The following is a 13817-nucleotide window of genomic DNA, read 5'->3' on the forward strand; positions in this document are numbered from 1 at the left end:
GATGATTTACGAATTTTCCAAAACGTTTTCTATTTTGCTGCGCAAATCGGCTAAGCGTTGACCAATATCCAAACTGCCGTTGGCTTCGTTCTTGCTGGATGCCGTCAAGTCGTGAGCCAAGTTCAATGCGGCCAGCACGGCGATGCGGTCGGTGCTGCTGACTTTGCCGGTGTCACGGATTTTGCGCATCTGCCTGTCAAGTTCCCGGGCAGAGTTGATCAACCCCTCTTTTTCATCGGCGGCACAGGCGATTTTATATTCCTTATCCAGGATATTCAGTGAAACGGGCTGGACGGCTTTACTCACGAATCATGCTCCATGGCTTTCAAGCGGGCAATCATCGCTTCCACCCGGGTTTTGGCCAACGTGGTTTTTTCCAGCAGCTTGGCTTTTTCCTTAACCAAGGCATCCTGTTTAACTTTCAAGGACTTATTCTCGCTTTTGACTTGATTGAACTGGGCAATGAGCGTATCCAGTTTCGCTTCCAATGCTTCCAGTTCGGTTGACGGATCTTTTTCTGTTTGAGACATAGCAAGAGTATGGGCCGATATGACGTTATAATCATCGTAGATGGTTAAGAATGTTAGCATAAGCCATGTTATTAAACAGCTTTATATAGGAAACGCAGCCCAGATGACCTACCGTTCGGTTGAAGAAATTTTAGAGCAACATGACGCCGACATCGGCGCTGCCGAGGCGCACGGTATCGCCACCGGCATGCTCTGCGTCGAAATCCGCGCCGATGCGGAAAACTGGCTACGGGAACTCATTGACGACGAGCAACAGTTGATCGACGAAGACAAAGCGCTGCTGCATGGTGTGTTCGAAAGAACCCGAGTATTGCTGGAAAATCAAAACGACGATTTCGCCTTCGATTTGCTGATGCCTGACGACGACGATCCGTTAGACGAACAAGTGGAAGCCCTTCGCTGTTGGTGCCAGGGCTTTTTGTTCGGCGTGGGTTATGCGCAAACCGGCGCCGACTGGCCGGGCGATACCGCTGAAGTGATGCGCGATATGATAGAGCTCACCAAAATCGACACCGACGTCGGCGATGAAGACGACGAAAATGCCTTGGTCGAACTGCGCGAATATGTGCGCGCCGCCGTGTTTACCGTGCGCGATCAATTTGCCGAACTCGGCCCATCGCAACCGCATTAATCTAAGTAGATCGACCATGAAACAAAGCGAATTCAAAAAACGCCGCGCCAGCCTGATGAAGCAAATCGGCAAGGGCAACATCGCCATTATTGCCAGCGCCCCGCAGCGCACCCGCAACCGCGACGTCCACTACCCGTTCCGTCAAGACAGCGACTTTTATTATCTGACCGGCTTTAACGAAGCCGAATCCATGGCCGTATTCATCCCCGGCCGTGAGCAAGGCGAATATATTTTGTTCTGCCGCGAATTCGACGAGAAAAAAGCCCAGTGGGAAGGTGCCCACGCCGGTCTGGAAGGCGCCACCAAACACTATGAAGCCGACGATTCGTTTCCGATTGACGATCTGGACGACATCCTGCCCGGCATGCTGGAAAACAAAAGCAAAGTGTTCTACCCGATGGGTAAGGACAGTGATCTGGACCACAAGCTGCTGGAGTGGATTAATCACATCCGCAAGCAGTCGCGTACCGGCGTCACCGCTCCGGGCGAACTGGTGTCGCTGGAACACATCGTCCACGAAATGCGCTTATTCAAAAGCGCGGAAGAACTAAAACTGATGCGCCGCGCCGGCGAAGTATCCGCCAAAGCCCATATTCGCGCCATGCAAGCCTGCAAACCCGGCTTGTACGAGTATCAAATCGAAGCCGAATTGATCCACGAATTTATTCAGGACGGCCTGCGTGCGGTGGCCTACCCGTCCATAGTCGCCGGCGGCAAAAACGCCTGCACGCTGCATTACGTGGAAAACAAGGACAAACTCAACAAAGGCGATTTGCTGCTGATCGACGCCGGCGTGGAATGCGACCATTACGCCGCAGACATCACCCGCACCTTTCCGGTGTCGGGCAAGTTCAGCGAACCGCAAAGGTTGTTATACCAATTGGTGCTGGATGCCCAAGCCGCGGCGCTGGCCGAAATCAAACCCGGCAATCCTTGGAATAAAGCTCATGACGCCTCGGTAGAAACCCTGACCAAAGGCCTAATCGAACTGGGCTTGTTAAAAGGCAAACCCAAAAAACTGATCAAAGACGAAAAATACAAACAGTTTTACATGCACCGCATCGGCCATTGGCTGGGCATGGACGTGCACGACGTCGGCGATTACAAGATCAAGGACGAATGGCGCTTGCTGGAACCGGGCATGGTGTTAACCGTGGAACCGGGCCTGTATGTGCCGGCCGACTGCGAAACGGTGGATAAACAATGGCGCGGCATCGGCATTCGCATCGAAGACGATGTGTTGGTGACGAAAGACGGCCATGAAATTCTCACCCACGGCGTACCGAAATCGATCGCCGACATCGAAGCGCTGATGGCGGGCTAAGCAATGCAACACGATTTCGACCTGATCATCGTCGGCGCCGGCCTGGCCGGTAACTGTCTGGCCCTGGCGCTGAAAAACAGCGGCTTGAAGATAGCCTTGGTCGAAGCCAATAGCCGCGAACAATTGCGCCACTCGCCGGCCGGCGACCGCGCGCTGGCCTTGGCCGCCGGCACGGTGGAGTTACTCAACGACTTGGGCGCCTGGCGCGGCGTGGCCGATAAAGCCACCGCCATCAAACACATCCACGTCTCGGATCGCGGTCATTTCGGCAAGACCCGCTTGGCAGCGGAAGATCAAGGTGTCGAAGCGTTGGGTTACGTCATCGTCGCCCGCGACATCGAACAGCATATGGCCGATCTGGTCGAGAAAACCGACACGGTTTGCTTATATCAAACTCGGGTAGCCGGCTTAATGTCCGGCCGCGATGCGGTCAACGTCAGTTTGAAACAGCATGACGGCAGCTCGCTAAATGTCAGCGCCCAATTGCTGATCGGTGCCGACGGCGGCAATTCCACGGTGCGCAAGCTGCTGGAAATTCCGCAGCAAGTCACCGAATACGGCCAGACCGCGCTGGTCACCACCGTACAATCGGCGCTGCCGCATCGCAATATTGCCTTCGAACGCTTCACCGAATTCGGCCCTTTGGCCTTGCTGCCGGTGGCCGGCAAACAATCGGCGGTGGTCTGGACGCGCACGCACGAGCAGGCCGAGACCCTGATTAACGTCAGCGACCGCGAATTTCTTGCCGAACTGCAAAACTGCTTCGGTTACCGCTTAGGCGAACTGAAATTAGCCGCGCCGCGCCGCGCCTTTCCGTTAAGCCTGATCCGCGCCGAAAGCATGGTCTCCGGCCGCACCGTCATTATCGGCAACGCCGTACATCAACTGCATCCGGTCGCCGGCCAAGGTTTTAATTTAGGGATACGCGATGTGGCCTTGCTGGCGGAAATGCTGATAGACCAACACGAACGCGATGGCGATTTGGGCGATGCCCGCCTGCTGAAAAACTACAGCCGGCAACGCCAACAAGACCACGGTAAAACCATCGGTTTTACCAATAGCTTGGTGAAACTGTTCTCCAACGACAACCTGCCGCTGGCCGCCGTCCGCAACGCCGGATTGACCATGCTGGACCACCTGCCGTTTGCGAAAAAACTACTGACGCGGCATGCGATGGGCTTGGCGGATAGGCTGCCAAAAATCGGCGAACGCAAATAAACCCAAACCACACCACCTCACGCAAAAAAACTTAGCCAAATCGCCGCCACAAGACTAGCTAAAGTCAAAGCAGCGGAGATAACTCGGGCAACGGGCCTAGGACGTGCAGCCGTCCATAGCAACAGCGTGCAATATGCAGAAGCCGGCAGTATGAAGCTCAGCAAAATCATCATTAACGCCCGCCCCGGCGCACACGCTTCGTTGCAGATTAATGTCCACTGCTTCCACAAGCCGACTCCCAAAGCGACTGCGAGAATGGCACCTGCCAGGTGCAACAACCATCTGAAACCGATTTGAACCTCCCGGAACAAAATGTCGCGCTTGATACCAACATGGAATGCGGCTTTCGCGTTTCGTGCGAATTGTAGCCGTAGGTCATATTGCCGCGGAAGCGGTTATGTGACATTCAATACTCGCTTCGGTGTATGTCAAGGAACGCTAACGCGCACCCTGACCTACGAGGCCCCATTTAACCCGGAGCCGCGTTTTCGCGGTGATCGGCTCGAACGGCTCGTTGGGCCGGTCTACCGACGATAAATTTGGATACTGTTGTGATTAGACTTTGCTGCAAGTCTGACCAACTATCTGGATCCGCAGACATATGGTGAAAATAGTAGGAGAACTCGCCATCTGTGAACAAATGCGTGCATTGAAGCTCGCTTCCCTCAAAGCAATGCACGAGCGTGTTCACTCTTCCGTCCGGGCCTAGACGGTAGTACTGAATTCGCGGCGAGTGCGATGATCGAGACAAGATCCGCTCTTTGATTAACCCCTTGTGTTGTCCGAGGGCTTCGATTTGGTTCACCCTCGAAGCCTTGTCGAGCCAGCCATCCAACTTGCTGTCGAAGCCAATGGTTATACCAACATAGTTGCACGGCGCCTCCCCGCATTGATATGACTTTTGCGGGGCAAACGTTGGCGAAAGCGCCGCGATAGCGATGTGCGTAGGAGATGTGAAACTAACCAGTGGCGCATACTCGCTTGGAATCGAAAACTGATACCCGCGAAATCGAAAATTCGATCCTGGCGCTCCTGGTGCTCCATACAGGCCCACTTTGCTCAAAAAGTGTCTGGCCGGCTCACAGTAAATCGGCGGCTCGCCGAAAACGCCTTCTATAAATTGGTTCTCCATATACGACCAATGATAAAGAACGGGCTGATCTGGGTTGCCGATGACCAGCACGGCGTGGTTTATAGTTCCGTTGCTTCTCATGTAGAGACCGGCCAGTTCGATCAAGCCTCTGATACTTTTGTACTCTGAGCCGCCAGTAGCGATCTGAATGCAGTAAGGAAATGTTGATGCCGTCTCCTCGGCGCTCGATTTCGCCGATTGCATCACATACAGGGAATAAGCGGCTAGTGCAGTAGCTGCCGCGGCAGCGATGATCAAAACGTTTCTGAACATCACTCTAGAATCCAATCTTCGAGCTAAGCCGCCCGCCGGGGCAGGGCTTAGGCATCACCGCAAGTCACCGGGTACGAGCGAATAAACCAAGGCATTGTGCGGCTTGCCTTGAAAGTAGAGACGGTTCCTCGCTTCGCATTCCAGTTTGGCACCAAGCGACTCAGCCACCCGTTGGCTTGCTTTGTTGTGAGTAAGCACGACAATTTCAAGGCGGGTCAGGCCCAGTTGACTGAATCCAAGTAGTGCCGAGTGGTGGGCTGCGAACCTAGCGACTCCCTGACCAGTATGCTGCGAGCTCACCCAGTACCCGATATTGCCAATCCGATAGGCTCGGTTGATGTGGTTGACGCCTGTCCCGCCAATCACTGCGCCTGAGACAGCATCGAAGATGCCCAAAGGATACTCGGCATCTGCTGCCCAGAGTTGCATGGTGGTCTTGATCCAGTTTTCCGCATCCAGCGGTGTATAGTCCTTAGAGCACCATGGCATCCAGTAAACGAGTTCATCAATAGACTCGCGGACGGCTGAATAGAAGGCCCCGGCATCTGAGAGCTCGAGCCTGCGAACGATGTATTTGGGAGCGTCGGACATTGTGATGCTTAACAAGTAATTCAAAGTTCCGTATATCACCCAAATACGTGCTTAGCAATAAGTCAGAATGAAGTGCAACGAAAACTGGATTATTTCCAAAGAGCGCCTGGATTACGCTCCGCTTCATCCAGGCTACTTTGACTAACTCCTACGCCACCTCAACACCACCCAAAACCCACCAACCATCGGCCAAACCATCCCCGGCAACGGCACAGCGGCGACCGTGTTGACAGAAATCGACGCTGTGTTTGCCGACAAGCCATCGCCGCCGGCATCCGCCAGACCGTTAATCAGTAAATCAAGCTGACTGCTACCGCTGCTCAGCACATTGAAACGGATGATCGCCAAAGTAAAGTTATCGGCTTGCAGGGCTTGTAAGTCCGCCGCGTCGTCCAAGGACGACTCGAATAGGTTCAGCACTCCCGGCCCCAGCACATCGACGGCGGTACTGTTTCCACCCAAGTTAAACACATCCAATTCGTCACCCAACACCGGATCACCGAAGGCCACGCCGGCAAAGGCCAAATGTGTTGGGTCAAACTGAATATTAAAATCATACGTTGCTAACGCAGCGTCGCCCAAACCGGAAATGTTCAAACCGATTTCAATGGCCTCGGCAGTTTGGCTACGGGGGGTGAAATGTAAATCTATGGCCGCATCGGCCGCACCGCCGGCGGCGAATAATGCTATACCGACCAGGCCGGCTTTGAATTGTTTCATCATCGTTGTTAGTCCTATATTCAGCATCCCGGATTCCCGCGTACGCGGGAATGACGGCGTAATTTCGGTGCGTGCGTCAGATTGGAGAAATCTGACTACCCGCCGCTTGAATCAAGCTCGTTTAAATCGCACAGCGTGAGCGCGTACACAGCAAAGTCAGCTTGCGCACATCCAACACATTAATCACGCCGTTTTTATCCAGATCGCGGGGATCGGCTATACCGGTAGCCGGTTGGTTGCGTGCCGCAATGACCAGGTTCAAATCCAGTTGATCGACATCGCGGTCGCCGTCCAGATCGCCTCTTACGCTGATGCTTTCGCAGCTGTCGGGTAAATGATTGAAGTTGGTATCGCCGCTGACCCGGTTTTGAATATCCAGCACGTCCGATTTGCCATTGTTATTGCAATCCGGAAACACGTTCAGGTAATACACATCCTGCTCGCCGTGGTAGGTGGCGGTGTAAGCAATGTGCGCGCCGTTGGCGTCGGAGACTAACTGGGTGTAATCGCCCATTTTGTCGCTTTGCCGTTCTTCGCCGTTCACGATGTTATACGGCAGATGCGTATTGAACACCGGCGTGACCGCCTGATTTTTGCTCCAGGTTACGCCACCGTCCCAGGAGTAGGCGTAGTAAAGCTGCGAATAGCGATACGGCGCGCTGCCGCTGCCGTTGCGGGTGTCGTACCACACCGCGTCGAGGCGGGAGTTGGCCGCCACGCCCAGCATCGGGAACCATTGGTAAGCGTTGGCGGCGGGTGGATCGTCATTCACCCGCACCGGCGCCGACCAGGTAGCGCCGCCGTCACTGCTGCGCACGAAATGAATATCCTGCGGATCGTCGCCAGTTTGCCAGGCATATGGGGAGACATGCGCCAGCAAGTAAATATTGCCGCGCAACGGCCCGGCCGATTGATCGGCGGCAATTTGCACATCGCCGTCGCCACCCAGTGGGTTGGGCAGCTGCAAGCTCGGCGACAGGAACATCATGCTGTTGCCGCCCATATCGACCTTTTGCGCGGTAAAGGTGGGTGAAGCGGCGGGATCTTTGGCATCAACCGATTTCAGGAAATAGTGCCCGCTACGCACTATGCCCAAGGCACTGACGGACAAAATCGTTTCATCGACGCCAAATAAATAAACCTCGCCTTCCGGACCGATGGCCAGCCGGCCGAAACCGAAGTTTGCCACCGGCAACGCCGCATCCGGCTCCTGGTAACTCAAACCACCATCCGTGGAACGGCTGAAATATTTGGGGACATAATTTGGATCGGGGTTACTGTCGGCCGGCCGCCGCCAGGTGCTGTACATATACCCGTCGCTGGGACCGCCGGTTTTATCGATGGCCAGCCAGTTCTTGTCGCCTTTAAACTGATACACCGGCTCCGACCAAGTCACCCCGCCGTCGCCGGATTTAAACACCGAAGTGCTATCCGATACCGCCAAAGACTGGTAATAGAAATTGCCCAAGGCATCGACCTCCAACACCGGATCGGTGCGAGTTTGCAGCGGTAAGGCCGGCAGCATGCCGGTAGTCCAACTCGCGCCGCCGTCAAAGCTATAGGCATAGCCGCCGTGTTTGACGGCAGTGGGCGGTGAATCGAACTTACGCCAGCCCACGACAATATTGGCGGGATTTAGCGGATTCAAGGCCAGCGTCGGTTCGTTGCCTTTGTCGCCGGCGATGTTTTGCCCCTCCGCATCGACGTTGACTTGATGGCTACGATACTGTCCAAAACTTATTACCGGGGAAGGCCCTGCCTGCGCGGCTGTCGTCAATGTCAAACCGATGCCTAAGCCTGCCGCGATTTTTACCAGCCTAACGTTACGGAAAAAGGGTGTACGCCATTCGCCAGGCTCGGGGTAAACGGCAGTTAGCGGCCGAGTCAATCCTGCAACTTCATCCCGTTTCATCACACGATCTCTCTTTTAGAACGACCATTCAGAACCAATCCCGCCAAGCCACTGGCAAACAGCCATACCGCCGTCGGCAAAGGCACCGCCGCCGGCGTTTCTCCCGACACCACGGTGGTTTGGAAGCTGAAAGTACCAATGCGCGTATCGCGCAAGCGGGCGTCGCGAGCGCCCAGATGATCGAAGCCCCACCCTAACCCAAGATTGCCGTTGAGGCTTAACGTATTCCCGACTATTGCGGTGGTGACATCAAACAACTCAAAACCGCCCGCATCGAAACCGATGTGATTGGTAATCACCCAACCGGAACGCCCCGGCGTTGCCGCTTCAAGAGCCGGATCGTATTCCAAGGTCATATCGCCCAACAACACTCTATTGGTCGGCGGATCGACGTCCACTCTAAAACGCATGACACCGCCTAACCCGATGCTACCGCTGGCAGTGCCGAACAAATTGCCGGGTTCGAACGCGAAAGTGGTATTTCTGTTCTGCCGCCCGCCCGGATTGACTATCGGACTCAGCCCGTTGACACTGAATTGCAACCCGGTTGCCGGAATTTCATCGGCCACCGTATCGTACAAATCCGGCGTATTGCCGTCCCGCAGCTCAACAAAGGTTTTTGATGCCGCCGAAGCGTCGTAAAACTCTTCCAGATAAATAGAAGGCCGGCAGCAAATCGGAAAGTCCGCGGTGGGCGTGTCCGGATAATCGTTCACATCAAGGCTGGCGATTAGCACATCGCGGTTTAGGTTAAGGACCAGCGCACCGCCGCTGACTGTGGCGGCTTGGGCTTGGCTAATCGACAATACACCGAAAACGGCTAATAGCCAGGTGGATGATCGATGATTATTGATTTTCATAATGTCACACTCCTTGAAAGATATGGCCTACGGCCTATGCCGATAAAGCCCAAAAAGCCGCTAGCGAATAACCAGACCGCAGCGGGTAGCGGCACCGCCGATACCTGTCCGCAACCGGCATAGGCACCCGTGCCCAAACAGAAACTGCCGACATCAACCAGTTGCGCGCCTTGCAACATGCCGGCGTTTTCCGGCGACATCAGTAAATCGCCACTCAACTGCCAGTTTTCGGCGTTGCTAAAGTTCAGGCTTAGATTGCTTAGGTCGTACACCGCCATCGTGAAATAAATGTTATTGGCTAGGTACCAACCGGTGCGGCCCAAAGTTTGCCGGTTGGCATCGTAAAGCAGCGAAAAATCGCCGTTGACCAAGCCGGCTCCAGTCGGCGGCCAGTTCGGCGCATAAAAACCCTGCACGCCGGTCATGCCGACTTGCGCCCCGGCCACACCGGCCAGTGTGCCGGTATCGATGGCAAACTCGGCTGACGTGGCTTTGACGTAACGCTGGCTGGCTTGCGGACTAGGATCGCTACCGATAGCCGTCAACTCGAACACCTGATTGAGCCCGGAAATCTCGGTGCTGTTGAGCTGGCTAAGCAAATGGTCGCCGGTGTTGGCCGGATTATCAGCATTGGACGTTGCCGTACTCCAAAACGTCGACAAGTAATAACCCCCGGCGTAAGGCGCCAGCGCATTGCGGTCCAGGTTCATCGTAAACGTACCGCCGGATGGCGCATTCAATGTCGCGGCGTCGGCGCATGGATATACCGTCCCCATGCCGATAGCCAGTATGGCCAAAACGGGATAGCTGCGGTTTCTATTGATCTTCATAAAGTCCCTATCAGCGGATGGTCAGAATAAGCCCTCTCCCTGCCTAAATACACAAGCGGCCGTAGTCGACGGCATGCGGGCACGAAGAGGGATTTATTGCCGAAAGTCCGGGCCCGAAGCGAATCTTGGCGACCGCCCCAAGCCCACTTTGTGAGTTAAGCTGCGACCAAGGCTTTTCTGCGACGTGCACCCAGCAAGCCCAGCAGCCCGCTGCCGAACATCCAGACCGCCGCCGGTACCGGTACCGCCGATGGCGCCGTGCTGGGCGCCAGGCTAAAAGTACCGACCACGGCATTGGTATTGGCGCCAACCAAACCGGCCCACAAACCGGTCCATTGCAAGTCGCCGCTCAGTAGTAATTCGCCATTGCTGCTTAGCGACTCGGAGACGTTGGTCAGCTTCAAGAAATTTTGGTAGCCAAAACCGGTATCGTAAGTTTTGATATTCCAGGTGCTCCCGGTTTTTACCAGGCTAAAGTCGTAGGGCGTCAAAATGCCGCTGCCGCCTTGGCTGGTCAATAACCAGGCGCCGCTCAGACCGATTTGACCGACCGAGGTATTGCCGGCGTCCATCGTCGTGGCTTGTTCGGTACGGCCATAGGGACCGGCAGCCGGATAGCTGTTGGTCGTGGTGTTGGCGTTAACCGCAAACGACATCGCTGTGTTGGCGGTTGCCGATAGCGTCGTTCCGCCGGTGGTTGCGCCGGTGATACCCAGCAAATTGTCGCTGGCACCCCAATGTTTCGCGACAATCCAGCCATTCGGATAGCCACTGCCGACATTCACCGATGCCGCCGCAAAAGCGGCATTGTTGATGGTAATGGTGGCATCGCCGCTGACTTGTGCAGCGCTGGCTGTAGCAGGCGCCAAAACGGCGGTCAATGCGCTGAAGGCGAGCAGGCCGGCGCTTACCCATTGAGTGCGGTTGTAGTGCAAGATTGTCATTTTTTATTCCTTAATAAATTACGGTTAAAGTTAATCTGCAAATCGCCAACCCGAATTTCGGGTCTTAAACTGGCAGGTAACCCGGCTGTCTTAATCTCCAAGACCCGTGGCTTTCCGGCTCCGTCTCGCGGCGGATGTGGCATGTTTGTCGCGGTCCTTACGACATCACTCTAAATCCCTGAGTGAGGTGCTCCTGAAAAACTCCTGTGGCAAATAGTTAACGACGGCATCAGTACTTGATTGAAAAACTTAGAAACCCGGCGCGGCCGGCTGCCGGCGCTACCCGGCCCTCGAAATAGCCGTAGGGCTGAAAATAATCCTCATCACTGAGATTTTTGACCGTGGCCGCCCATTGGAAACGCCCGGTTTCGTAAGCCAACGCCGCGTCGAAGCTGTGGTAGCCGGCGGTTTTAAAGCGATTGTTATTGGATAAATAAGCGCCGGCGCGGGCGTACACGCCGAAGCCCAAGCTAAAACCTTGCAACTCATCTTGCTGAAAGCGGTAATGCGCCCAGAGCCGCCCGGCATCTTCCGGAACTTGAGCCAAGCGATTGCCGGCAGCCACCCCGGCTTTGTCGTCCATGAAGCGGGCGTCGGTATGCGCATAGTTTGCCAGCACGCTGAAGCCCTCGACCGGTTGCCAGAGCAAATCCATTTCGATACCGCGCGAGCGTTGCTGCCCTGCGGCGACCGAACGCCGCAGGAAATCGCTGCTGTCGGTGACCGCGACCTGGCTGCGCTCGATTTGGTACAACGCCAGTTGGCCGCTGAATTGATTCGCAAAATTGAATTTCAGACCGGTTTCCAGATGATTCGACAATTCCGGGGCCGGCGTATCGACGAAATTGACAAACGGTTGGCCGCGCATGCCCTCGCTATAAGAAATAAACCAGGAAACCTCGTCGTTTAGGTCGATCACGCCGCCGAGGCGCGGCAACCATTTCAGCGTATCCGTGGTGACATTTACCCCGGTTTGCGCGTTATTAAAATCGATACCCACCTTGCCCAGCCTAAGACCGGACAGCCAATGCAAACGCCGGTACAGCGTGCTTTGCCACTGCAGGTAAGCGCCGTAAGTGAGGTTTTCGATGAACTGATTTTCCCGGCCCGGACCGGGTACGGCATAAGGGGAGTCAAATATCGGTGCGCGCAGATCGACCGTACCGACGCCGAATCCTAAGGCGCCGAAATCGCCCTCGATAAAGCCGGCATCTTGCAAACGGCTGTAGTCCGCGCCCAACAACAGATTGTTTTCGCTAGGACCCAACTTGAAATTGCCCTGTAAATTGCCCAATACGCTGCGTTCATGCTGTTGTTGAAACAATTCGGCGTTCACCAGGGCCCAGCGCGATGCCGACAGCAAGGGCCGATCCGCGACCAGGCCATCGCTGCCGAACAGGGTCTGAATTTTCTCGTCGAATTTAGCCTGCGCATAGCGCGCCTTCAGGTTTAAGCGCCAGCTCGCGGTGAGCTGCCGGTCCAGCGTAGCCCATACCGCATCGGCATCTGAATGGCTATCGGGCAGATTGGCCGGCCCCGGGAACAGATCGGGCCGGGTAGCAAAATCGCCAGCGATGCTGCCGGTGGCGGGCAAGCCCTGGTACTCCGGTTGCTGCCAACGCGACAGTTTGGCTTGGATCGTCAAACGGGTTTGGTCGTTATCGGTCAGCGTCAGGGCCGGGTTAAGGTTAAAACGCTGCGTTTCGATTATGTCGATGTTATCTCTGGCGTTGGTATATTCGCCCGTCATGCGCAACAAAATATTGGCGTTTAGCGGTTGATTGACATCGAAAAACGGCTGATAAAAGCTGTGGCTGCCGATTCTAAAACCCGCTTCGCCGAAGACTTTGGCCTGCGGCAATTTGGCAAGCAGATTCACCACCCCACCCACCGGCGAGCCCGAACCGCCGCTGTAAAGCAAAGCGTTGGAACCCTTCAGCACCTCGATTCTTTCGATATTAATAGTGCTTTCCCGGTCACCGGGGTTGTAGTACTGGGTAAAGCCATCCAGCAGTTGTTCGGAACGAAAACCGCGAATTAATGTGCCTTCGATAACCGGACTATAGAGCGTATTGCGCGCCACTATGCCGCTAACATTGACTAAGGATTCGCTGAGGTTGATCGTTTGCTGGTCGTCTAACAAGGGGCGGTTAAGCGCGTGCACCGACTGCGGGATTTGCTTGATTGGCGTGTCGGTTCCGGTAGCGCTGGCAATATGCCTGACGGCATAGGTCCGCGCCTCGTCAAGCATCGGCTCGGTGGCGATTTCCGCACCGGCCTCCGCTGTTTTCGAGCCCACGACAGTCATGGCATCCAAGGTAACAGGGGGCGGCAGGCTAGACACCTCTTTTGCCGCCGGACTGCGTTCCAAAGTCACCGTGTCGGTATCGATAAAACGGTAGGTAAAACCGCTGCCATGCAGCAAGTGTGTCAACGCCTGCTCTGCCGACATGTCCCCGCGCAGCTCCGGACTGGCAAGCTCACGCAACATGTCCGCTGAAAAAATCAATTCCAACTCGGCTTGCGCGGCAAATTGAATCAGCGCGTTGTTTAAGGACTGGCCGCCGATATTGAAGTGGCGAACCACTTCCGCAGCGACCGCCTGGCTGCTGCTCAATTGTCCGCCGGCCGCCACCAGCCCGATCAACACCCAGGTATCGACACCGACGCGGTTGCCTTTCAGCGCATAGCACAGATATACGGCTGGCCGATGCCATACGCCCACTGCCAGCGGGTAGCGAAAATCGTTAATCCGTGCTTTCAAGATCCGTCCTGTCCGAAAAATAATGTTTCTCAACATAGAAGTCGTTTCAGCACAAAAATCGATCACAAAAATTTCCTGATTGGCAAAA

13 protein-coding genes and 1 riboswitch are annotated in these 13817 nt (G+C 55.3%); of the genes, 3 read left to right on the top strand and 10 right to left on the bottom strand.

The features are described 5' to 3' along the window. Positions 1-6: 6 nt before the first annotated feature. Complete coding sequence (locus JL719_RS20125) at positions 7-306, bottom strand: cell division protein ZapA (RefSeq protein WP_033159071.1); 300 nt, start codon at positions 304-306, stop codon at positions 7-9. Continuing rightward, the gene (locus JL719_RS20130; protein WP_033159102.1) at positions 303-530 is read right to left on the bottom strand and encodes a TIGR02449 family protein; all 228 of its coding nucleotides are present in this window, start codon (positions 528-530) and stop codon (positions 303-305) included. The genes JL719_RS20125 and JL719_RS20130 overlap by 4 nt, the downstream gene beginning before the upstream one ends. Positions 531-633: 103 nt before the next feature. On the opposite strand from JL719_RS20130, the gene JL719_RS20135 reads away from it, so the two are divergent. From JL719_RS20135 to ubiH, 3 genes are read left to right on the top strand one after another with little or no spacing between them, the layout of a single operon-like run. Continuing rightward, positions 634-1161 (top strand): UPF0149 family protein, encoded by a 528-nt coding sequence (locus JL719_RS20135; protein WP_033159072.1) that lies wholly within the window; start codon positions 634-636, stop codon positions 1159-1161. 16 nt (positions 1162-1177) lie between these two features. Continuing rightward, entirely contained in the window at positions 1178-2485 is a 1308-nt protein-coding gene (pepP, locus tag JL719_RS20140; RefSeq protein ID WP_033159073.1) for a Xaa-Pro aminopeptidase, read from the top strand. Between the two features lie 3 nt (positions 2486-2488). Next, positions 2489-3703, top strand: a complete 1215-nt coding sequence (ubiH, locus tag JL719_RS20145) for a 2-octaprenyl-6-methoxyphenyl hydroxylase (protein WP_033159074.1) — start codon at positions 2489-2491, stop codon at positions 3701-3703. 469 nt (positions 3704-4172) lie between these two features. Here ubiH and JL719_RS20150 read toward each other — a convergent pair whose 3' ends face one another. The 8 genes from JL719_RS20150 to JL719_RS20185 form a co-directional block, all read right to left on the bottom strand. Then, positions 4173-5108 carry a hypothetical protein gene (locus JL719_RS20150; protein WP_033159075.1) on the bottom strand — a complete coding sequence of 312 codons (936 nt, stop codon included), beginning with the start codon at positions 5106-5108 and terminating at the stop codon, positions 4173-4175. A gap of 54 nt (positions 5109-5162) precedes the next feature. Further along, positions 5163-5699 (bottom strand): GNAT family N-acetyltransferase, encoded by a 537-nt coding sequence (locus JL719_RS20155; RefSeq protein WP_033159076.1) that lies wholly within the window; start codon positions 5697-5699, stop codon positions 5163-5165. Between the two features lie 141 nt (positions 5700-5840). Continuing rightward, positions 5841-6422, bottom strand: a complete 582-nt coding sequence (locus JL719_RS20160) for a cohesin domain-containing protein (protein ID WP_165385988.1) — start codon at positions 6420-6422, stop codon at positions 5841-5843. A 118-nt stretch (positions 6423-6540) separates the two neighbouring features. Then, a complete protein-coding gene (locus tag JL719_RS20165) occupies positions 6541-8331 on the bottom strand; it encodes a hypothetical protein (protein ID WP_033159078.1) in 1791 nt (596 codons plus the stop codon). Then, positions 8331-9191, bottom strand: a complete 861-nt coding sequence (locus tag JL719_RS20170; protein WP_033159079.1) for a PEP-CTERM domain protein — start codon at positions 9189-9191, stop codon at positions 8331-8333. The genes JL719_RS20165 and JL719_RS20170 overlap by 1 nt, the downstream gene beginning before the upstream one ends. After that, positions 9188-10021 (bottom strand): hypothetical protein, encoded by an 834-nt coding sequence (locus JL719_RS20175; protein WP_033159080.1) that lies wholly within the window; start codon positions 10019-10021, stop codon positions 9188-9190. Before JL719_RS20175 ends, JL719_RS20170 begins: the two co-directional genes overlap by 4 nt. A gap of 155 nt (positions 10022-10176) precedes the next feature. Beyond that, complete coding sequence (locus tag JL719_RS20180) at positions 10177-10965, bottom strand: PEP-CTERM sorting domain-containing protein (RefSeq protein ID WP_033159081.1); 789 nt, start codon at positions 10963-10965, stop codon at positions 10177-10179. A 72-nt stretch (positions 10966-11037) separates the two neighbouring features. After that, positions 11038-11116: riboswitch (cyclic di-GMP riboswitch) on the bottom strand. Between the two features lie 78 nt (positions 11117-11194). Continuing rightward, positions 11195-13729, bottom strand: a complete 2535-nt coding sequence (locus JL719_RS20185) for a TonB-dependent siderophore receptor (protein WP_225892916.1) — start codon at positions 13727-13729, stop codon at positions 11195-11197. Positions 13730-13817 lie beyond the last annotated feature (88 nt).

Origin of the sequence: Methylomonas sp. LW13, from assembly GCF_016865255.1 — a bacterium.
GTDB lineage: Bacteria > Pseudomonadota > Gammaproteobacteria > Methylococcales > Methylomonadaceae > Methylomonas.

What these genes read in the sequence shown, in the direction of transcription:
- JL719_RS20165 (WP_033159078.1), bottom strand. Translation starts at nt 8,331, where the DNA reads ATGAAACGGGATGAAGTTGCAGGATTGACTCGGCCGCTAACTGCCGTT.
- JL719_RS20135 (WP_033159072.1), top strand. Translation starts at nt 634, where the DNA reads ATGACCTACCGTTCGGTTGAAGAAATTTTAGAGCAACATGACGCCGAC.
- JL719_RS20160 (WP_165385988.1), bottom strand. Translation starts at nt 6,422, where the DNA reads ATGATGAAACAATTCAAAGCCGGCCTGGTCGGTATAGCATTATTCGCC.
- JL719_RS20130 (WP_033159102.1), bottom strand. Translation starts at nt 530, where the DNA reads ATGTCTCAAACAGAAAAAGATCCGTCAACCGAACTGGAAGCATTGGAA.
- JL719_RS20150 (WP_033159075.1), bottom strand. Translation starts at nt 5,108, where the DNA reads ATGTTCAGAAACGTTTTGATCATCGCTGCCGCGGCAGCTACTGCACTA.
- JL719_RS20180 (WP_033159081.1), bottom strand. Translation starts at nt 10,965, where the DNA reads ATGACAATCTTGCACTACAACCGCACTCAATGGGTAAGCGCCGGCCTG.
- ubiH (WP_033159074.1), top strand. Translation starts at nt 2,489, where the DNA reads ATGCAACACGATTTCGACCTGATCATCGTCGGCGCCGGCCTGGCCGGT.
- JL719_RS20175 (WP_033159080.1), bottom strand. Translation starts at nt 10,021, where the DNA reads ATGAAGATCAATAGAAACCGCAGCTATCCCGTTTTGGCCATACTGGCT.
- JL719_RS20155 (WP_033159076.1), bottom strand. Translation starts at nt 5,699, where the DNA reads ATGTCCGACGCTCCCAAATACATCGTTCGCAGGCTCGAGCTCTCAGAT.
- pepP (WP_033159073.1), top strand. Translation starts at nt 1,178, where the DNA reads ATGAAACAAAGCGAATTCAAAAAACGCCGCGCCAGCCTGATGAAGCAA.
- JL719_RS20170 (WP_033159079.1), bottom strand. Translation starts at nt 9,191, where the DNA reads ATGAAAATCAATAATCATCGATCATCCACCTGGCTATTAGCCGTTTTC.